Genomic DNA, 20,009 nt, shown 5'->3' on the forward strand with positions numbered 1-20,009 from the left:
ACCGGAGAACAACCATGTCGTTAAGCGTGTTCGACCTGTTCAAAATTGGTATCGGCCCCTCCAGCTCCCACACCGTCGGCCCGATGCGTGCCGCTGCGCGCTTCGCCGAAGGTCTGCGCCGTGAAGGGCTGCTATCGGCAACCACCTGCGTCAAAGTCGAGCTCTACGGCTCGCTCGGCGCCACCGGCAAAGGCCACGGCAGTGACAAGGCCGTATTGCTGGGCCTGGAAGGCGAACACCCGGACACCGTGGACACCGAAACCGTCACCGCCCGCCTGCAAGAGATTCGCAGCAGCGGTCGCTTGAACCTGCTCGGTGAACACAGCATCGCGTTCAACGAGAAAGAACACCTGGCAATGATTCGTAAACCGTTGGCCTATCACCCCAACGGCATGATCTTTCGCGCGTTCGACGCAGCCGGCCTGCAAGTGCGCAGCCGCGAGTATTACTCGGTCGGTGGCGGGTTCGTGGTCGATGAAGACGCGGCCGGTGCCGATCGCATCGTTGAAGACGCCACACCGCTGACCTTCCCGTTCAAAAGCGCCAAGGACCTGCTTGGTCACTGCAGCACTTACGGTTTATCGATCAGTCAGGTGATGCTGACCAACGAAAGCGCCTGGCGCCCGGAAGCGGAAACCCGCGCCGGGCTGCTGAAGATTTGGCAAGTGATGCAAGACTGCGTCGCCGCCGGTTGCCGCAACGAAGGCATCCTGCCCGGTGGGCTGAAGGTCAAACGGCGGGCGGCGGCATTGCATCGGCAACTGTGCAAAAACCCGGAATCGTCGCTGCGCGATCCACTGTCGGTGCTGGACTGGGTCAACCTGTACGCCCTGGCGGTCAACGAAGAAAACGCCAACGGCGGACGCGTGGTCACTGCGCCCACCAATGGTGCAGCCGGCATTATCCCGGCGGTGCTGCATTACTACATGCGCTTCATCCCCGGTGCCAACGAAGACGGCGTGGTGCGTTTTCTACTGACAGCTGCTGCGATCGGCATTCTGTACAAGGAAAACGCCTCGATCTCTGGCGCCGAAGTCGGCTGTCAGGGTGAAGTCGGCGTTGCATGTTCCATGGCGGCCGGCGCCTTGTGCGAAGTGCTGGGCGGTACGGTGCAGCAGGTGGAAAACGCGGCCGAAATCGGCATGGAACACAACCTCGGCCTGACCTGCGACCCGATTGGCGGACTGGTGCAAGTGCCTTGCATCGAGCGCAACGCCATGGGTTCGGTCAAGGCCATCAATGCGGTGCGCATGGCCCTGCGTGGCGACGGTCAGCACTTCGTCTCCCTCGACAAGGTCATCCGCACCATGCGCCAGACCGGCGCCGACATGAAAAGCAAATACAAGGAAACCGCCCGTGGCGGTTTGGCGGTCAACATTATCGAGTGCTGATGCGCGCATCTGCACTATTTTCAGGAGCTGTATATGTCCACCGAACAACTGTTGAAGACCCCGTTGCACGCACTGCACCTCGAACTCGGCGCCCGCATGGTGCCGTTCGCCGGTTATGACATGCCGGTGCAATACCCGTTGGGCGTGATGAAAGAACACCAGCACACCCGTGATCAGGCCGGGCTGTTCGATGTGTCGCACATGGGCCAGATCCGCCTGACCGGTGCCAACGCCGCCAAAGCCCTGGAAACCCTGGTACCGGTGGACATCATCGACCTGCCGGTGGGCATGCAGCGTTACGCGATGTTCACCAACGAGGCCGGTGGCATCCTCGACGACCTGATGGTCGCCAACCTCGGTAATGACGAACTGTTCCTGGTGGTCAACGCCGCCTGCAAGGACCAGGACTTGGCGCACCTGCGCAAGCACATCGGCGACCAGTGCACCATTGAACCGCTGTTCGAAGAGCGTGCCCTGCTCGCTCTGCAAGGCCCGGCTGCCGTCACCGTGCTCGCACGCCTGGCACCGGAAGTTGCGAAGATGACCTTCATGCAGTTCACCCGCGTGAAACTGTTGGGCGTGGACTGCTTTGTCAGCCGTTCGGGCTACACCGGTGAAGACGGTTACGAAATCTCCGTACCGGCGGCCAACGCCGAAGCGCTGGCTCGCGCCCTGCTGGCCGAACCGGAAGTGGAGGCCATCGGCCTCGGCGCCCGCGATTCCCTGCGCCTGGAAGCCGGCCTGTGCCTCTACGGCCACGACATGAACACCGAAACCACGCCGATCGAAGCAAGCCTGTTGTGGGCCATCTCCAAGGTTCGTCGTGCCGATGGTGCACGGGCCGGCGGCTTCCCTGGCGCCGAAACCGTGTTCGCCCAACAGCAAACCGGTGTCAGTCGCAAACGCGTTGGCCTGCTGCCGCAGGAACGTACACCGGTGCGTGAAGGTGCAGAGATCGTCAACGAAGCTGGCGAAATCATCGGCAGCGTCTGCAGCGGCGGCTTCGGTCCGACCTTGGGCGGTCCTTTGGCCATGGGTTACCTCGACAGCGCTTATACCGTTTTGGAAACGCCAGTTTGGGCCATTGTGCGTGGGAAAAAGGTGCCTTTGCTTGTAAGCAAAATGCCATTTGTTCCACAACGCTACTATCGTGGCTGATTGACTGTTTCTATAAGTAACGCGGTTGCGTTAACAGTGCACTAATCTGTAACGCAACCGCCATAAAATAGTGCATACGTTTCGTTTATGAACGCTACTTATAACAATCGAAAAGCAATGAACAACTCGATCGAATAAGCCCGCACTAGTGACCACTCTAATTGCCATCAACCTGAGGAAATCCGGGCCTTCGCGGGGCTTGTTTTTTCTCCCGTAGTTGGCGTAGAGTTTGTTCACTGTGTTTGCATGGGTCGCTTGGAAATCGTGACCTGGGCAGTAGCCTACAAGTTAGCTACATCCCGTTCGACGTCTTCTTACTCTCCTGCAACCAGCCCCAGTACTCTTTCACGAGAAGGAGACTGTCATTCATTTTTGCGTCAAAGGAAATAAGAAATGTCCCAACGTCAGAGCGGTACCGTCAAGTGGTTTAACGACGAGAAAGGTTTTGGTTTTATCACTCCAGAAAGCGGTCCGGATCTGTTCGTGCATTTCCGCGCTATTCAGGGCAACGGCTTCAAGAGCCTGAAAGAAGGCCAGAAAGTGACGTTCGTTGCTGTGCAAGGCCAGAAAGGCATGCAGGCTGACGAAGTACAAGCAGAAGGCTAATCTTCTGTTACGAAAAAGCCCCTGATGGTGACATCAGGGGCTTTTTTGTGCGCGCAAATCCGTAAAATGGCTTCTTTTTCCGTTCAGAGGCAGCCATGTCGAAACACCTGCTCAAACCCCAAGGCGACTTCCCCGCCGTCGGCCTGGGTCGTCGCCTGGCAGCGATGTTCTACGACTTCCTGCTGTGCACTGCCCTGCTGATCGTCACCAGCGGCATTTACAAGATGATCCAGATGGCGATCATCGGCGAAGACCGAATGCGCACCCTGACCGAAGCCGGCGCGCTGGACGGTGACCCTCTGCTGTCGACGGTGCTGCTGTTTGTGCTGTTCGGCTTCTTCGCCAAGTTCTGGACCTGGTCGGGCCAGACCCTGGGCATGCAGGTGTGGTGCATCCGCGTACAAAACGCCGACGGCTCATCCATCAGCCTGTGGCAGGCGCTGCTGCGCTTTGTGGTGTCGATCGCGTCATGGTTATGCCTCGGGCTGGGCTTCTTCTGGTCGCTGTTCGACAAACAGAAGCGCAGCTGGCATGACATCTACTCCAACACCCAGTTGGTACGGATTCCGAAGAAGACCAAATAATCCTCAGATGCAAAAACGCCCCGATCAAACCGGGGCGCTTTTTTGGCTCACTGCCAACGAATCAGGCGTTACCCGCCAGCTTCATCCGCGCCGCCTGCGTGAAATCGAGCATGCGCTTCAACGGCCGAATCGCCTGCGGAATCAACGCCGGGTCGACGAAGATCTCGTTGGTCCCCTCCTTCAAGCTCTTCAGCGTGCGTTCAAGGGTGTTCATCGCCATCCACGGGCAATGCGCACAACTGCGGCAAGCCGCGCCATTACCAGCCGTTGGCGCTTCGATAAAGACCTTGTCCGGGCACAACTGCTGCATCTTGTAGAAGATGCCGCGGTCGGTGGCAACGATCAGGGTCTTGTTCGGCAGGCTTTGCGCAGCAGCGATCAGCTGACTGGTGGAACCCACCGCATCGGCCAATTCGATCACGGCGGTCGGCGACTCCGGATGCACCAGAATGGCCGCGTCCGGGTACAGCGCTTTCATGTCTTCGAGCTGCTTGGCCTTGAACTCTTCGTGAACGATGCAGGCACCGTCCCACAGCAGCATGTCGGCGCCGGTCTGGCGCTGGATGTAAGTGCCCAGGTGCTTGTCCGGGCCCCAGATAATGGTTTCGCCGTTATCCATCAGGCTTTCGACGATTTCCAGCGCGCAACTGGAAGTCACCACCCAATCCGCCCGGGCTTTGACTGCCGCCGAGGTGTTGGCATACACCACCACCGTGCGTTCCGGGTGCTGATCGCAGAACGCCGAGAACTCGTCCACCGGGCAACCCAGGTCCAGCGAGCAGGTCGCTTCCAGGGTCGGCATCAGCACACGTTTTTCAGGGTTGAGGATTTTCGCGGTTTCACCCATGAATTTCACACCGGCGACCACTACGGTCTTGGCCGGGTGAGCATTGCCGAAGCGGGCCATCTCCAGAGAGTCGGAGACGCAGCCACCGGTTTCTTCGGCCAGGGCCTGAATGACCGGATCGCAATAGAAGTGGGCAACCAGCACCGCGTCCTGAGCTTTGAGCTCGGCTGCGATGGCTGTGCGGTAATAAGCCTCTTCCTCGGCCGTCAGCGGCTTGGGCTGCTTGGCGTCGAGGTGGGCTTGAACCAGAAGGCGTTCGGAAATCTGCGTCATGTTCGCAAGACCTGCAGGCGCTTTCGCGCGAAAGTCGAGTATACACCCGGCTCCGGACCCTTCGGGGTACCGCCGGGAGAGTGAGTATTCATCAGGCACGGACAGCGTTGAAGCTGCGCAAGGCTACAGAATATCCGGCGGATGCAAAAGATGATTCTGACCTGCGTCACTCGGTGCGATCCCGGACCAGGACAACCTCAAATCGCGGGCAAAAAAAAACCCGGAAATCCTCACTTACGTGGGCCTTCCAGATTTTTTAAAATGGTGGGTCGTGTGGGATTCGAACCTACGACCAATTGGTTAAAAGCCAACTGCTCTACCAACTGAGCTAACGACCCGCTGTGTGGTGGCGCGTATAATACTGATTTTTAAGGACTATTCAACACCTAATTTGAAATAAATCAAAAATAAGGTGTCGGGTCGCTGATTCCGGCCGCCGCAAAGCCTTCTGCACGCAGACGGCAGCTGTCGCATTTACCGCAAGCACGGCCGTTATCGTCCGCCTGATAGCAGGAAACGGTCAGCCCGTAATCGACGCCAAGCTTCACGCCCGCCTGAACGATCTGCGCCTTGCTCAGGTTCTGCAGGGGCGCCTGGATACGGAAGCCATTCCCTTCTACACCGGCTTTGGTCGCCAAATTAGCCATGCGCTCGAAGGCTTCGATGAACTCGGGACGGCAATCCGGGTAACCGGAGTAATCCACCGCGTTGACACCGATAAAGATGTCACGCGCACCCAGCACTTCGGCCCATCCCAACGCCAGGGACAGAAACACCGTGTTGCGCGCCGGCACATAAGTCACCGGAATGCCTTCGCTCGGCGCCTCCGGTACGTCGATGGAACTGTCGGTCAGGGCCGAGCCGCCGATACCGTTCAGGTTCAGGCCGATCACCTTGTGCTCGACCACACCCAAGTCGCGGGCAACACGCTCGGCGGCCTGCAGTTCGGCGCGGTGGCGCTGACCATAATCGAAGCTCATGGTGTAGCAGCTATAGCCTTCGGCACGGGCCATGGCCACGACCGTCGCCGAGTCCAGGCCGCCGGACAGCAGGATGACCGCACGTTTTTCAGCAGTGTTCAGTTGTTCAGTCATTTCAGCGCCCCGGCTCGTCATTCCAAAGATATTTATGCAGCTGCAATTGCAGACGCACAGGCAGATTGTCCGCCACCACCCAGTCCGCCAGATCACGTGCATTCAGGTCATGGTGGCTCGGCGAGAACAGGACTTCGCCGGCACGCTCGTTCAAACCGTATTGAATCAGCTTGGACACGGCCCAGTCATAGTCTTCCCGCGAGCAGATGACAAACTTCACCTGATCGTTGGGCGTGAGCAGTTCTATGTTCTCGTAGCGGTTGCGGTGGGCTTCTTTCGAACCCGGGGTTTTCAGGTCGACGACGCGACTGACCCGTGGATCGACCGCCGAGATGTCCAGAGCACCACTGGTTTCCAGCGACACTTCGTAACCGGCGTCACACAACTGCTTGAGCAAGGGAATGGCATTGGGTTGCGCCAGGGGCTCACCGCCCGTGACACAGACGTAACGCGGGCGAAAACCGGCCACTTGCTCGAGGATGTCGTCAAGCGTGCGGAGGGTGCCGCCAGTGAACGCGTAGGCGCTGTCGCAGTATTGGCAACGCAATGGGCAACCGGTCAGGCGCACAAAAACAGTGGGCAGCCCGGCAGTCCGCGTTTCACCCTGCAACGAGTAGAAAACTTCGGTGATTCTCAATGTGTCTTGCATAGTCGCCACGGGCGTAACAGCTAAACAGGCTGTCCGCCTCCGTCAGGCACTTCAAGGAACCCCGCCAACGCGCAGATCCCAAAAAGCGTGTTTCATAAAAAGGGCATGAATTCTAACGAAAAAACCCGCGACAAGCGCGGGTTTCTTCAAAACGGGCTAAACAGGCTTACATGCGCTGCAAGTCCCGTTGCGCCAGCTGAGCGGCGGAAGTGCCCGGATATTGGGACACGACCTGTTGCAGAATGCCTTTGACCCGGTCGGTATGACCGAGACGACGCTCTACATCAGCGAGCTTGTACAGCGAATCAGGCACTTTGGGGTGCTTGGGGTACAACTGCGAAACCTTGGCAAATGCCTGACCCGCACCTTGCAGATCGCCTTTGGCCAGGTTCACTTCACCCAACCAGTACTGGGCATTGCCCGCGTATTGGCTGTTCGGGTATTTGCGCAGGAATGCGGCGAAAGCCTGGCTGGCCTTGTCGAAATCCTTGGCTTTGATCAGGTCGAAGGCTGCATCGTAATACAGTTTTTCCTTCGCCGGGTCAGCCGGTTCGCCACCCGCGGCCGCGGCCGGGGCTTGAGCGGCAGCCGCTCCCGCACCTGCGCCGGCTGCTGCACCGGGGGCATTCAAATTGCCACCGGTGGAAGAATTATCAGGAGTCGCGGCTGGTGCAACGCCGGTTCCTATGCGCCGATCAAGATCCTGATATCGCTCCAGGTTCTCTCGCTTCATGCGCGCTACATCATTTTGCAGAACTTCGATGATGCCTTGTTGGCGCGAGATCTGCTCCTGCATCGATTGCAGTTGGTTGAACAGCTCGCCCTGTGCCGAGACAGGGGCCGAAACCCCTCCCCCGGCATAGGCGCCGTTCGTACCGTAACCTGCAGGCGGATAACTGCTCCCGCTATTGTTATAGCCGGAGTTGTCCTCGACCACAGGAACCGCAGCCCACACCGCAAGCGGTGCGAGACTGAGAGCCAAAACAGTTACAGCACGACGGCACGTTCGCATGACGAATTACTTACGCAGTTCGACGCGACGGTTTTGAGCCCAGGACTGCTCGTCGTTGCCGGTAGCAACTGGACGCTCTTCGCCGTAGGAAACCAGTTCCAGCTGAGCTGGGGAAACACCTTGCAGTACCAGGTAGCGCTGAACGGCTTTCGCACGACGCTCGCCCAGTGCCATGTTGTACTCACGAGTACCACGTTCGTCGGTGTTGCCTTCCAGAACAACGCGAGCGCCGTTTGCTTTCAGGTCTTTGGCGTGAACGTCCAGAGCGCGCATGGCTTCTGGCTTCAGGTCCGAGCTGTCGTATTCGAAGTAGAAGGTGGTGATTGCGCGCAGAGCAGCTTCTTCGCTCAGGGAGCCGTCAACTGCACCAGTGTTAGCGCCGTAACCAGCGTTTGGATCTACAGCGCCTTCACCGGCGTTGTCGCCGCCTTTGGACGAGCAACCTACAGCTACAGCCATGGCCAGAGCCAGCGCAGCAAATTTACCAAACTTCAGCATTTCCATCGTGAAACTCCTAATGAACCCCAGTGTGTTAAGTAAAACGTATAGCGCCGCGTCAGTTCAGGTAAGGGGACCAGGACGGTTCTCTGACTTCGCCTTGTGCGGTAGGAAGCGGGAGCCTCACGCGTCCATTAATAGACACGAGCATCAAGACTCCCCGGCCCTGCTGGCGGGTGGCGTAGATTACCATGGTGCCGTTGGGCGCAACAGTAGGAGACTCGTCCAGAGTGCTATCAGTGAGGATCTTTACACTACCGCGCTGCAAATCCTGGGCCGCCACCTTGAAGTTGGTGAAACCGTCCTGGCGGTGAATCATCACCAGGGTCTTTTCATCGGCCGACAGTTTAGGGTTGGCGTTGTAGTTACCAATGAAGGTCACACGCTCCGCACCACCACCGCCTGCGCTGGTTTTATAGATCTGAGGCTTGCCGCCACGGTCGGAGGTGAAGTAGATGGTCGAACCATCCTTACCCCAGAACGGTTCGGTGTTGATGCCAGGACCATTGGTGACACGGGTGATCTGACGCGACCCCAGGTTCATCACGTAGATGTCCGGGTTACCGTCTTTCGACAATACGAATGCCAGGCGATTGCCATCCGGCGACCAGGCTGGCGCGCCATTCAGGCCTTCGAAGTTGGTGATCTGCTCACGGCGACCGGTGTCGATGTTCTGCATGAAAATGCGCGGACGCTTCTGCTCGAACGACACGTAGGCAATGCGCTTGCCATCCGGTGCGAAACGCGGCGACAGGATTGGCTCGCGCGATTGCAGCAGCGTCACGGCACGGGCACCGTCGTAGTCCGAACGTTGCAGTGTGTAGCGAGTGTTCTTCTCGGAGAAACGCTCGGCCGTCACGTACAGCAGACGCGTCGAGAACGCACCTTTGATACCGGTGAGTTTTTCGAACGACTGGTCGGAGATGTAGTGCGCCATGTCGCGCAGTTGATCGACGCCGCCCGACACGCTGCCGGTCAGCACTTGCTGCTCGGTGGCGACGTTGAACAGTGCGTACTGCACCTGCAGGCGACCGCCCGCCGGAACAATGCTGCCGACCATGACGTACTGGGCACCCACCGCCTTGAAGTCACGGTAGATGATTTCGCTGGCCTGGCTTGGCTGGCTGATCATGTTCTGCTTTGGAATCGGCGCGTAGTAACCCGAATTGCGCAGGTCGTTACCGATAATCTCAGCCATGTCGTCCGGCAGCACGCTACCGCCCTGGAAGCCGAAAGGCACAACGGCAATTGGAGTTGCCTGGGAGCTGCCACTGCTGACCAGGATATTTTTTTCATCTGCCGTGGCCAGTCCTGCAAAGCAGAACATGACTACAAGCAGTCCTCGAAGAAGGTTTCTCACAAGGCTAGATCCTCAGGTGTGAATGTCATCTTGAATGAACGATAGGGTGCGAAATCAGCTGGCTTCAGACCCTGCATTTCGGTCAATCGACCAATATTTTTTACAGCCGCGACTGCAGAACTGTCGAACGGCGCGTCACCGCTGGAATGAGCAACCGAAACACCGGAGATCGTTCCGTCAGGGAGCATGTTGATTTGCAGAATCACCTTCATGCCCTTGCGGGCCGACGGTGGCTGCGCCCAACCTTCAGATGCTCGCGAACGAATCAGATCATCAAAGTTGCCCGCGGTTTCATCGCCTTGCTCATCCGCCAAAGCCTGCTGACGCTCGGTCTTATCGGACAGCAAGTCAGCCAGAGCCTGAGCCTTCTTGTCCTCTACCGACTTGCGAGCCGCATCCTGCGCTTTCTTCTTCGCAGCATCGGCAGTCGCTTTCTTCTTCGCGTCTTCGGCGATTTTCTTCTTCGCCTCTTCCGCTTCAGCTTTCTTCTTGGCGTCTTCCGCAGCTTTCTTCTTCGCGTCTTCGACGATCTTTTTCTTCGCTTCTTCAGCGGCCGCTTTCTTGGCCTCTTCTTCAGCAGCTTTTTTGGCTTCTTCTTCGGCTTTCTTCTTGGCTATATCAGCCAATTGTTTCTCTTCGGCCTTTTTGGCTTCGGCGGTCTTCTTCGCTTCGTCGGCTTTCTTGGCTTCATCAGCCTTTTTCGCCTCTTCCGCTTTCTTCGACTCGTCGGCCTTCTTGGCTTCCTCGGCCTTTTGAGCCGCTTCTTCTTTCTTTTGTTCCGCAGCCTTCACCGCTTCCTGCTCGACCTTCTTCTGTTCCATCTGCTCGACTTCGGTCTGACGCGCAGCAGATTTCTGCGCCTCACCCGCGATCTTCTGATTGGTCTGGGTGGTCGCCCGACTTTTCGATTTCAGCTGGTACAGGGTTGCCTGGACAATCGGCTTGGCCGGCGGCAGCTCCGGTGTGAAGGCGAAACTGACGAACAGCATGCCGAACACCAGCACGTGCAAGACAATCGCCCAGACACTAGGCCAGAAGTAGCTTTCCGAGGCGGACGGCTCTCGCAGTTGCTGCATCAGGGCGCCTCGGTAATCAAGCCAACATTACCGACCCCGGCCTTCTGCAACCCGCCCATGGCGCCCATGACGGCGCCATAATCGACGGTTTTGTCGCCACGAATGAACACCTGCGTGCGCTTGCCGTTACCGTTACCAACGCGAATGATCTTGGTCACGGCGTCGGTCATTTGCGGCAAGGTCATGGCCTTGTCCTGCTGCTTTTCGGTGTCGACTTCGCTGCCAAGGTTCCAGTAGTAGGTCTTGTCAGCCTTGATCGAAATGGTCAGGACCTGAGTGTTGTTGTCCTGCGGCAAGGCTTCGCTGGAAACCTTGGGCAGATCAACTTTCACGCCCTGATTGAGCATCGGCGCGGTCACCATGAAGATGACCAGCAGTACCAGCATCACGTCGATGTAAGGCACCACGTTCATCTCGGCAACCGGCTTGCGCTTTTTGCGAGCTCGAGCGATTAAAGCCATTGGAAATTACCTGCTTATTCTTCGCTGGTGTGCACTTTGCGGTGCAGGATCGCCTGGAATTCGTCGGCGAAGGTGTAATAGCGGCCCAGCAGGGTTTCGCTGCGGGCAGCAAAACGGTTGTAGGCGATAACGGCCGGGATGGCAGCGAACAGACCGATCGCAGTAGCAACCAGTGCTTCGGCGATACCTGGAGCCACAGTGGCCAGGGTCGCTTGCTGGGCGGTCGCCAGACCACGGAAGGAGTTCATGATGCCCCAGACTGTACCGAACAGACCGATGTACGGGCTGACGGAACCGACGGTGGCGAGGAACGGCAGGCTCTGCTCGAGCTTCTCTTCCTCACGGGAGATGGCTACGCGCATGGCACGCGCCACGCCTTCCATGACCGCTTCCGGATCAACGCCCGACTGCTGGCGCAGACGGGAGAATTCCTTGAAGCCGGCACGGAAGATCTGCTCGACGCCGGAATCCGGATCAGGGTTGCTGCCAGCCTGACGGTAGAGTTTGGACAGGTCGATACCGGACCAGAAGCGCTCTTCAAAGCTCTCCAGGGCACGTCGACCGGCGCGCAGCAAGTTGCTGCGCTGAAAGATCATGATCCACGAGGTCACCGATGCGGCTACCAGAATCAGCATTACCAGTTGCACCACGACACTGGCATTGCTGACCAGGCTCCACATGGAGGAATGGTCGACGACGTTAGCTTCCACGCTTTATCTCCTGCTTTGAGTGTGTACCCGCGCCGCTCACGTCGGCAAAGGCCGCACGTAGAGCTTCGGGAATGGCCCGGGGTTTCAAACTGTTAGTGCGCACACAGGCCACCAGAAACTGCCCTTCGCAGAGCAGCACGTTATCCGTAGCCCGCCTGACCTGCTGTTTGAAGCGCAGGCTGACCCGGTTCAATTCAATTACTTCGGCGCTTACCAGCAGCTCGTCGTCCAGTCGCGCCGGCGCGTGATAACGCGCTTCGCTGGAATGCACGACGAACAACAGGTCCTCCCCTGCCAGCGCCGACTGGGCAAAGCCCAGCTCTCGGAGCCGCTCGGTTCGAGCCCGTTCCATAAACTTGAGGTAATTGACGTAATACACGATGCCGCCGGCATCGGTGTCCTCGTAATAAACGCGACAACGATGTGCGAACGGCTCAAGCCCGTTTTGCGCGCGCATACTCTAGTGCTTACTCCTCAGGTTGCCAATCCGGCCAGGCAACTGTTTTTCATTGATTCGCGGCTTTCTGGCGAAAGTACCGTCCTGGGACAGCACAAACCCTGAATAAATCAGCGCGCAAAGGTGATTAATCGTCCACGGCATCGAGGAACTCGTCTACCACGGGCATCTCGCCCAATCGTGACGGAATGTTTAAGCCGAAGTGCAAATACGCATGCCGGGTCACTACCCGCCCCCGCGGCGTGCGCATGATATAGCCCTGCTGGATCAGGTACGGCTCCAGCACATCTTCAATGGTGTGGCGTTCTTCGCTGATAGCAGCGGCCAGACTGTCCACCCCCACCGGCCCACCGTCGAACTTCTCGATCATGGTCAACAGCAGGCGTCGGTCCTGATGGTCGAAGCCACGCTCATCGACATCCAGCAGGTTCAAGGCCAGGTCGGCGATTGGTTTGGTGATGTGACCCTTGGCGCGAACCTCGGCAAAATCCCGGACCCGGCGCAGCAAGCGGTTGGCGATTCGCGGTGTGCCACGGGCACGCCGGGCGATTTCAAAGGCGCCTTCCGGGTCCAGCGGCAAACCGAGAATGTTCGCCGAACGGCTGACAATCGTTGCCAGGTCGGCGGTGCTGTAGAACTCCAGGCGCTGGACGATCCCGAAACGGTCGCGCAACGGGTTGGTCAGCATACCGGCACGGGTCGTCGCGCCAACCAGGGTAAACGGTGGCAGATCGAGCTTGATCGAGCGCGCGGCCGGCCCTTCGCCGATCATGATGTCGAGCTGGAAATCTTCCATGGCCGGGTACAGCACTTCTTCGACGATCGGCGACAACCGATGGATCTCGTCGATAAACAGCACGTCATGGGGCTCAAGGTTGGTCAGCAATGCAGCCAGATCACCAGGACGCTCGAGGACCGGCCCCGAGGTGCTTTTGATCGACACGCCCATTTCCTGGGCAATGATGTTGGCCAGGGTGGTTTTACCCAGACCCGGCGGGCCGAAAATCAGGGTGTGATCCAGCGATTCATTGCGCCCGCGCGCGGCCTGGATGAACAACTCCATTTGCTCGCGAACGGTCGGCTGGCCAATGTATTCGGCCAGGCTGACGGGACGAATCGCCCGGTCCTGGACTTCTTCGCGCTCACGGGGGCCACCCGTAGCGGCGATCAGACGATCAGCTTCAATCACTTAGATCATTCCCTTCAGGGCACGACGAATCATGTCTTCACTGCTCAAACCTTTCTCCTTGATCGCGGAAATCGCCTTGCTGGCTTCCTGCGGCTTGTAGCCCAGGGAAATCAGCGCGCTGACCGCGTCATTTTCGGCGGCAGCGACTTGTTGCGCTGGCGCATCCGGCTGGTTCGGCACCAACGCAAACATGCTCGGTACGGTTTCCCAGGCTTTGAAGCGATCCTTGAGTTCCACCAGCAAACGCTCGGCAGTCTTCTTGCCAACGCCCGGCACCTTGGTCAGTGCCGAGGTGTCCTGGGACTGCACGCAACGGATCAACTCGTCGACTTCCAGGCTCGACATCAGGGCCAGCGCCAGTTTCGGCCCTACCCCATTGAGACGGATCAGTTCGCGAAAAAAGTCTCGCTCACGCTTGCCGAAGAAGCCATAGAGTAACTGCGCGTCTTCGCGTACGACCAAATGGGTGTGCAGGGTCAGCGGTTCACCGACCGACGGCAAGCGATAAAGCGTGGTCATGGGCACTTCCAGCTCATACCCCAGACCGTTTACATCCAGAATCAGGTGCGGCGGCTGTTTCTCAGCCAAAGTGCCGCGCAAGCGTCCAATCACGTTTCAGATCCTTGAGCGTTGGCCAGATCAGTGCTGGCGACTGACAGAACAAGGGTTTTGCACCGACTACACAGGCGCAAAACCCTCATCCCACAAAAAATGATTGCTGATGCTATCAGAGACGCAGGCGCCCGCCACGACTGCGTGCCGCGCCCAGGCCATGGGGCAACAGGCTGGAACGGGTGTGAGCGTGGCAAATCGCGATGGCCAGGGCATCCGAGGCATCGATTTGCGGCTTGCTGGTCAGTTTCAGCATGTGCATGACCATCATTTGCACTTGTTCTTTATTGGCGGCGCCGGTGCCGACCACGGCCTGCTTGACCTGGGTTGCGGTGTACTCGGCAATTTCCAGGCTCTCTTCGGCGCCGGCGACAATCGCCGCGCCACGGGCCTGCCCCAGTTTCAGCGCGGAGTCAGCATTGCGCGCCATGAACACCTTTTCGATGCCCATGGTGACCGGACCATAAGTCTGAATGATTTCACGCACACCGCGATAGACGATCTGCAGACGCTCATGCAACTCGCCGGCACCGGTGCGGATACAGCCCGATGCCACGTAAACACAACCACGGCCAGTATCGCGAACAATGCCGTAACCGGTGATACGCGAGCCGGGGTCGATACCAAGAATTAAAGTCATAACGCCTGCAAAGCTAGTGCGAATATCTGAGAGTAACCGTAGGAGCTGCCGAAGGCTCGGGCCGCGTTCGGACGATCTTTAAAATAAATAGCTGAAAATCAAAAGATCGCAGGCTTCGCCAGCACCTGCAGGGCTGATGAAGGCTGCGATCTTTATAAAGGCATCAACCGAGCTGTGCGGCTACCGCCTCTGGAATGTCCGCGTTGGAATACACGTTCTGCACGTCATCCAGGTCTTCGAGCATGTCGATCAGCTTGAGAACCTTCTCGGCGCCTTCCAGATCCAGCTCGGCACTGGTGGTCGGCAACATGACGACTTCCGCATCGCTGCCCTTGAAGCCTGCGGCCTCCAAGGCATTGCGCACGGAATAGAAGCCGGCGAACGAGGTAAACACGTCGATGGAGCCGTCTTCGTTGGTCACCACGTCATCGGCGTCGGCTTCCATGGCGGCTTCCATCAGCGCGTCCTCATCAACCCCTGGCGCGAAGGAAATCTGCCCTTTGCGTTCGAACAGATAAGCCACCGAACCGTCGGTACCGAGGTTGCCGCCGCACTTGCTGAACGCATGGCGAACAGCGGCTGCGGTACGGTTGCGATTATCGGTCATGCATTCGACCATCACCGCCACGCCGCCCGGGCCATAGCCTTCGTAGGTCAGCTCGACCATGTCATCGGTGTCGGCAGCGCCGGCACCACGGGCCACCGCGCGGTCGATGATGTCACGGCTCATGTTTGCGCCCAGCGCTTTATCCAGCGCCAGACGCAGACGCGGGTTGGAGCCCGGATCAGCGCCGCCCTGACGGGCAGCGACCGTCAGTTCACGAATCCACTTGGTGAAAATCTTGCCCTTCTTGGCATCCTGACGTTCTTTGCGGTGCTTGATGTTCGCCCACTTGGAATGACCCGCCATAACTCGCTCCGAATTTCTCTTTGAAACATCGCCCGCCACACAGGGAGTGTCGGCCAGCAACAAAAAATCTCGACCTAAAGAAAAGGCGCATCCCAAAAGGATGCGCCTTTGCGGTCAGCTTTACTCTGCCTTTGGCGTTTCGCGCAGACGAATGTGCAGTTCGCGCAACGCCTTGGCATCTACCACGCCCGGAGCCTGCGTCATCACGTCCGCAGCACTCTGGGTTTTCGGGAAGGCGATCACTTCACGGATCGACTGGGCGCCGGTCATCAGCATCACCAGACGGTCCAGACCGAAGGCCAGACCACCGTGCGGCGGCGCGCCATATTTCAGGGCATCGAGCAGGAAGCCGAATTTCTCTTCCTGTTCCGCTTCGTTGATACCCAGCAGACGGAACACCGACTGTTGCATTTCCTTGCGGTGGATACGGATCGAACCGCCACCCAGCTCGGTGCCGTTCAGGACCATGTCGTAGGCGCGGGACAAAGCGCCGGCCGGGTTGGCTTCCAGCTCTTCAGGAGTGCACTTCGGCGCGGTGAACGGGTGGTGCAAGGCGCTGAAGCTGCCGTCGTCGTTCTCTTCGAACATCGGGAAGTCGACGACCCACATTGGCGCCCACTTGCAGGTCAGCAGCTCGAGGTCATGACCCAGCTTGATCCGCAGCGCGCCCAGGGCTTCGCTGACGATCTTGGCTTTGTCGGCGCCAAAGAACACGATGTCACCATCGACCGCACCCACGCGATCGAGGATCACGTTCAGGTTGGCTTCCGGGATGTTTTTCACGATCGGCGACTGCAGACCTTCAACACCGGCAGCACGCTCGTTGACCTTGATGTACGCCAGGCCCTTGGCTCCGTAGATGCCGACGAACTTGGTGTAATCGTCGATCTGCTTGCGCGGCATGCTCGCCCCGCCTGGAACGCGCAAGGCGGCGATACGGCATTTCGGGTCATTGGCCGGGCCACTGAACACCTTGAAATCGACTTCCTTGAGCTGATCGGCAACATCCACCAGTTCCAGCGGGTTACGCAGGTCTGGCTTGTCGGAACCGTAGCGGCGCATGGCCTCTTCGAAGGTCATGTGCGGGAATTCGCCGAATTCCAGACCCAGCACTTCCTTGAACAGGTTGCGGATCATGCCTTCGGTCAGGCCCATGATGTCTTTTTCATCGAGGAAGCTGGTCTCGATGTCGATCTGAGTGAATTCCGGCTGACGGTCGGCACGCAGGTCTTCGTCGCGGAAGCACTTGGCGATCTGGTAGTAACGGTCGAAGCCGGCCACCATCAACAGCTGCTTGAACAGCTGAGGCGATTGCGGCAAGGCGAAGAACGAACCGGCGTGAGTACGGCTCGGCACCAGATAGTCACGCGCGCCTTCCGGCGTTGCACGGGTCAGGATCGGCGTCTCGACGTCGAGGAAACCGTTCTCGTCCAGATAGCGGCGGATGCTGGTAGTCATGCGCGAACGCAGACGCAGCTTCTCGGCCATTTCAGGGCGACGCAGATCAAGGAAGCGATAACGCAGGCGGGTTTCTTCGCCAACGTCGGAGAACTCGTTCAGCGGGAACGGCGGGGTTTCCGATTCGTTCAGCACTTCCAGCTCGTAGCCCAGGACCTCGATCATGCCCGACGCCATGTTGGCGTTGGTTGCACCGGCCGGACGCAGGCGAACCTTGCCGGTGATCTTCACGACGTACTCGCTGCGCACGCGATCGGCGGCGGCGAAGCTCTCGGCACGGTCCGGATCGAACACCACCTGGGCCAGACCGTCACGATCACGGATATCGAGGAAAATCACCCCGCCATGGTCACGGCGACGGTGAACCCATCCGCAAAGGGTAATTTCCTGGCCTTCCAGGCTTTCGTTCAGTTGGCCGCAATAATGGCTGCGCATCATGGTAGTGGTTTCACTTCTCGTAATTCGAAATTCGGGTGGAGGTCTTGCCGCACCACCGCACTTGAATAAGGTGCCAGATGATGCAAGAGCTCGCGCGTGTCGTTCAACCCGGGCGCTAGACCCTAGTCAGCTTTGTCGCCACCGGCCAGATTTTTCTTGGAACCGGTCTTGAAGTCGGTTTCGTACCAGCCGGTGCCACTGAGGCGGAAACCGGGCATGGACAGCATCTTTTTAAGCTCTGGTGCCTGGCAGGCAGGGCAGTCGACCAGCGGTGCTGCGCTGATCTTTTGAATGGCTTCCAACTGATGACCACAGGAAGCACATTGGTAATCGTACATCGGCATGGGGGTTGTCTCGGCGATCAGATTGCTACCGCGCATGCAGGGCTTTGCGGCAAAGAGCGGGATTATATCCATTAAATGCTGCCTGTGCAGCCGTAAGACTGCACAGACCGACACTCGACTCATTCAGCTGCTCTCGCTAAGCCATGACGGGGCAACTGCCCTCCTTCAGGCTGTGCACGACACAGACAACCCGCACCAGCCCGGTGAAGTTTTTCACCCCGCCATGGCGCAAGTGCACCTCACGATCCACATGGGACAACAGCGCGCTGACCGAGCAGCAATTGACCTTGGCCATGTCGCCCAAAATATCCCAATAGACCTGCTCAAGCCGCAAACAGGTCGCAAAACCATTCAAACGCACTGACCGGGATAAGGGCTGGACCAGCCCCATATCGAATTCGCTGACAAGTGAATCAATCCTTATATCCTTGAGTGGACCGATCCTCCCCTCGCCTTGTCTGTCTTCATGAACCATACCGTTGACACTCCTTTGTCATCCTTGCTGCTTGTAAAGGCCATATTCCGTTTCCTTATAAAAGCGCAGGCGCTACGGTATATCCAGATGACTTTATGACCATCAACGTAGGATAAGCCAACAACGGAGGCGCGATCATGGAGCTCGTCCTAGGCCGGACGATTTCCTACGAAAACTGACGCAACATCACTCAACGAAAAGGCGAAAGATCCGAGAAACACAGCGCACGAATAACACTCGGCAGCGTCATACGCGCACCATGCCAATGGAAACGCCGCCGGACCGCCTGATTTGAGTAGCCGCAGGCTTTGCTGTTAAATAGGCAGTGTGTCGCTACCACCTATTTTCCGGGGGCTGCGCATAGGCTGATATCAGGTACGTGCCCAACGCCTCTTATTGTTCTGAAGCGAACCGTGCTCTATCAGCTCTTCCTTGTGATCCGTCTTAACGTGAGTTAATCAAAATGTTGAAAATCGTCCACCTGCTAATGGGCGCAGCAGCCCTGCTGCTGTCCTTCATCCCTAGCCTGCGATCCGAAGCGGCACCTTACCTGCAACAACCCGATGCGCTGTACCTGGCCTTTTTCGGCCTGCTCAACCTCACCCTCGCGCCTGTTATCCCTTACTGGAACAAAGGCCCGCGTCATCAATTGCAAAACCTGGTCAGCGCCTTGCTGGTTCTGACTGTCGTACTGCAAACCCTGACGCTGATCGCCCCGATGCCTGTCATCGCCGGTCAACCTGCCGTTCTGTTCAGCCTGGTCGCTGCCCTGATCGCCGTATTCCTGCACTTGGCCATCAGTTTCTACAAATCTTCACCGGCCGCCGCCGCGCCAAGCTATGACATGAGCAACCGCGATACTGGCACCGTCAAATGGTTCAACACCTCCAAAGGCTTCGGCTTTATTTCCCGTGACTCCGGCGATGATATTTTCGTGCATTTCCGGGCGATTCGCGGTGAAGGCCACCGCGTTCTGGTGGAAGGCCAGCGCGTGGAGTTCTCTGTCATGAATCGTGACAAAGGCCTGCAAGCCGAAGATGTGATCGCCGCACTGCCGCGCCGCTGATTCAAGGCTAAAAAAAACCGCGAACAGCTTGGCTGTTCGCGGTTTTTTATTGCCTGTGTCCTAGTAATGGGGCGGTGGCGCCTCTTCTTCTTCAAGCGTCGCAAACTGGCCGGCCATTTCCTCCTGCCGCTTGAGCAACGCCGACATTTGCAATTGCAGACGCTCGACCACCCGCTGCTGCGCCACCAGCACATCATTCAATGCCTGGATGGTGTCATCCTGAAACGCCAGCCGGCTTTCCAGATCGGTAACGCGGTCGTCCAGGCTCATGATTCAGCCCTCCAGAAACTTGAAATCGTCGGTCAATACCAGACGCAGTCGCTCGCGAATCGTCGCGATCTGCTCTGAACTGTATGGCTTGGCCTCCTGTTTGCCCCAGATCGGAGCTGGCCAGGCGGCGTCCTCACGCTTGCGCACAATCACATGCATGTGCAACTGATTGACGACGTTACCCAAGGCCGCGACGTTCAACTTGTCCGCGTCGAAAGAGTCCTTGAGGATTTCCGCCAGCTCAGTCGTTTCCCGCCACAGCTGCTGTTGATCTGCGCCATCCAGCTGAAATATTTCACTGATATCCTCGCGGCGTGGCACGAGGATGAACCAGGGGTAATTCGAATCGTTGGACAGCAGTAACCGGCAGAGCGGGAAATCGCCGATTGGCAACGTGTCTTGTTGAAGTCGTGGATCTAAAGCGAACACAG

The 20,009-nt window shown here is 58.1% G+C and carries 24 protein-coding genes and 1 tRNA gene; 5 read left to right on the plus strand and 20 right to left on the minus strand.

What is annotated here, in order from left to right; translation table 11 throughout:
• The first annotated feature begins 14 nt into the window (after positions 1-14).
• From JUI81_RS16045 to JUI81_RS16060, 4 genes are all read left to right on the plus strand, one after another.
• Complete coding sequence (locus JUI81_RS16045; RefSeq protein ID WP_018926488.1) at positions 15-1,391, plus strand: L-serine ammonia-lyase; 1,377 nt, start codon at positions 15-17, stop codon at positions 1,389-1,391.
• A gap of 33 nt (positions 1,392-1,424) precedes the next feature.
• Complete coding sequence (gene gcvT, locus JUI81_RS16050) at positions 1,425-2,549, plus strand: glycine cleavage system aminomethyltransferase GcvT (RefSeq protein WP_019581476.1); 1,125 nt, start codon at positions 1,425-1,427, stop codon at positions 2,547-2,549.
• 393 nt (positions 2,550-2,942) lie between these two features.
• Positions 2,943-3,155: a cold-shock protein gene (locus JUI81_RS16055; RefSeq protein ID WP_007934683.1), complete on the plus strand. Its 213-nt coding sequence runs from the start codon at positions 2,943-2,945 to the stop codon at positions 3,153-3,155.
• Positions 3,156-3,250: 95 nt separating this feature from the next.
• Complete coding sequence (locus JUI81_RS16060; RefSeq protein ID WP_028939413.1) at positions 3,251-3,739, plus strand: RDD family protein; 489 nt, start codon at positions 3,251-3,253, stop codon at positions 3,737-3,739.
• Between the two features lie 61 nt (positions 3,740-3,800).
• Here the strand turns inward: JUI81_RS16060 and nadA are convergent, their stop codons facing one another.
• From nadA to JUI81_RS16150, 18 genes are all read right to left on the minus strand, one after another.
• The gene (nadA, locus tag JUI81_RS16065) at positions 3,801-4,859 is read right to left on the minus strand and encodes a quinolinate synthase NadA (RefSeq protein WP_018926491.1); all 1,059 of its coding nucleotides are present in this window, start codon (positions 4,857-4,859) and stop codon (positions 3,801-3,803) included.
• A gap of 262 nt (positions 4,860-5,121) precedes the next feature.
• Positions 5,122-5,197, minus strand: a tRNA-Lys gene (locus JUI81_RS16070).
• 63 nt (positions 5,198-5,260) lie between these two features.
• Positions 5,261-5,953: a 7-cyano-7-deazaguanine synthase QueC gene (gene queC / locus JUI81_RS16075; RefSeq protein ID WP_019581478.1), complete on the minus strand. Its 693-nt coding sequence runs from the start codon at positions 5,951-5,953 to the stop codon at positions 5,261-5,263.
• A gap of 1 nt (position 5,954) precedes the next feature.
• Positions 5,955-6,602, minus strand: a complete 648-nt coding sequence (gene queE / locus JUI81_RS16080; RefSeq protein WP_018926493.1) for a 7-carboxy-7-deazaguanine synthase QueE — start codon at positions 6,600-6,602, stop codon at positions 5,955-5,957.
• Between the two features lie 166 nt (positions 6,603-6,768).
• Positions 6,769-7,614 (minus strand): tol-pal system protein YbgF, encoded by an 846-nt coding sequence (gene ybgF / locus JUI81_RS16085; RefSeq protein ID WP_204124647.1) that lies wholly within the window; start codon positions 7,612-7,614, stop codon positions 6,769-6,771.
• Positions 7,615-7,620: 6 nt separating this feature from the next.
• Positions 7,621-8,118, minus strand: coding sequence for a peptidoglycan-associated lipoprotein Pal (gene pal, locus JUI81_RS16090; protein ID WP_003178634.1), 498 nt, complete (start codon positions 8,116-8,118; stop codon positions 7,621-7,623).
• Positions 8,119-8,170: 52 nt separating this feature from the next.
• The gene (gene tolB / locus JUI81_RS16095; RefSeq protein WP_018926495.1) at positions 8,171-9,439 is read right to left on the minus strand and encodes a Tol-Pal system beta propeller repeat protein TolB; all 1,269 of its coding nucleotides are present in this window, start codon (positions 9,437-9,439) and stop codon (positions 8,171-8,173) included.
• A gap of 29 nt (positions 9,440-9,468) precedes the next feature.
• Positions 9,469-10,548 (minus strand): cell envelope integrity protein TolA, encoded by a 1,080-nt coding sequence (gene tolA / locus JUI81_RS16100; RefSeq protein ID WP_018926496.1) that lies wholly within the window; start codon positions 10,546-10,548, stop codon positions 9,469-9,471.
• On the minus strand, positions 10,548-11,000 hold the full coding sequence (tolR, locus tag JUI81_RS16105; RefSeq protein ID WP_169342487.1) for a protein TolR: 453 nt from the start codon (positions 10,998-11,000) through the stop codon (positions 10,548-10,550). Before tolR ends, tolA begins: the two co-directional genes overlap by 1 nt.
• Before the next feature lie 23 nt (positions 11,001-11,023).
• The gene (gene tolQ / locus JUI81_RS16110; protein WP_018926498.1) at positions 11,024-11,719 is read right to left on the minus strand and encodes a protein TolQ; all 696 of its coding nucleotides are present in this window, start codon (positions 11,717-11,719) and stop codon (positions 11,024-11,026) included.
• A complete protein-coding gene (gene ybgC, locus JUI81_RS16115; RefSeq protein WP_007933231.1) occupies positions 11,709-12,176 on the minus strand; it encodes a tol-pal system-associated acyl-CoA thioesterase in 468 nt (155 codons plus the stop codon). The genes tolQ and ybgC overlap by 11 nt, the downstream gene beginning before the upstream one ends.
• A gap of 127 nt (positions 12,177-12,303) precedes the next feature.
• A complete protein-coding gene (gene ruvB, locus JUI81_RS16120) occupies positions 12,304-13,365 on the minus strand; it encodes a Holliday junction branch migration DNA helicase RuvB (RefSeq protein WP_018926499.1) in 1,062 nt (353 codons plus the stop codon).
• Entirely contained in the window at positions 13,366-13,977 is a 612-nt protein-coding gene (gene ruvA / locus JUI81_RS16125; protein WP_007933256.1) for a Holliday junction branch migration protein RuvA, read from the minus strand.
• Positions 13,978-14,092: 115 nt separating this feature from the next.
• Positions 14,093-14,617 carry a crossover junction endodeoxyribonuclease RuvC gene (gene ruvC / locus JUI81_RS16130; protein WP_018926500.1) on the minus strand — a complete coding sequence of 175 codons (525 nt, stop codon included), beginning with the start codon at positions 14,615-14,617 and terminating at the stop codon, positions 14,093-14,095.
• A 163-nt stretch (positions 14,618-14,780) separates the two neighbouring features.
• Positions 14,781-15,527: a YebC/PmpR family DNA-binding transcriptional regulator gene (locus JUI81_RS16135; RefSeq protein ID WP_204124648.1), complete on the minus strand. Its 747-nt coding sequence runs from the start codon at positions 15,525-15,527 to the stop codon at positions 14,781-14,783.
• A gap of 120 nt (positions 15,528-15,647) precedes the next feature.
• The gene (gene aspS, locus JUI81_RS16140) at positions 15,648-17,423 is read right to left on the minus strand and encodes an aspartate--tRNA ligase (RefSeq protein WP_018926502.1); all 1,776 of its coding nucleotides are present in this window, start codon (positions 17,421-17,423) and stop codon (positions 15,648-15,650) included.
• A 122-nt stretch (positions 17,424-17,545) separates the two neighbouring features.
• Entirely contained in the window at positions 17,546-17,767 is a 222-nt protein-coding gene (locus tag JUI81_RS16145; protein ID WP_010457489.1) for an FmdB family zinc ribbon protein, read from the minus strand.
• Positions 17,768-17,903: 136 nt separating this feature from the next.
• Positions 17,904-18,242 carry a ribbon-helix-helix domain-containing protein gene (locus tag JUI81_RS16150; protein ID WP_019581482.1) on the minus strand — a complete coding sequence of 113 codons (339 nt, stop codon included), beginning with the start codon at positions 18,240-18,242 and terminating at the stop codon, positions 17,904-17,906.
• Between the two features lie 463 nt (positions 18,243-18,705).
• Between JUI81_RS16150 and JUI81_RS32000 the strand changes: the two genes are divergently transcribed.
• Positions 18,706-19,308: a cold-shock protein gene (locus JUI81_RS32000; protein ID WP_204124649.1), complete on the plus strand. Its 603-nt coding sequence runs from the start codon at positions 18,706-18,708 to the stop codon at positions 19,306-19,308.
• A gap of 60 nt (positions 19,309-19,368) precedes the next feature.
• On the opposite strand, the gene JUI81_RS16160 is transcribed toward JUI81_RS32000, so the two are convergent.
• Together JUI81_RS16160 and JUI81_RS16165 are read right to left on the minus strand one after the other, a co-directional pair.
• The gene (locus tag JUI81_RS16160; protein WP_019581483.1) at positions 19,369-19,578 is read right to left on the minus strand and encodes a SlyX family protein; all 210 of its coding nucleotides are present in this window, start codon (positions 19,576-19,578) and stop codon (positions 19,369-19,371) included.
• Positions 19,579-19,581: 3 nt separating this feature from the next.
• Complete coding sequence (locus JUI81_RS16165; RefSeq protein ID WP_007933275.1) at positions 19,582-20,007, minus strand: HIT domain-containing protein; 426 nt, start codon at positions 20,005-20,007, stop codon at positions 19,582-19,584.
• Positions 20,008-20,009: the final 2 nt, after the last annotated feature.

This window comes from Pseudomonas sp. 008, assembly GCF_016861935.1.
Classification (GTDB): Bacteria; Pseudomonadota; Gammaproteobacteria; order Pseudomonadales; family Pseudomonadaceae; genus Aquipseudomonas.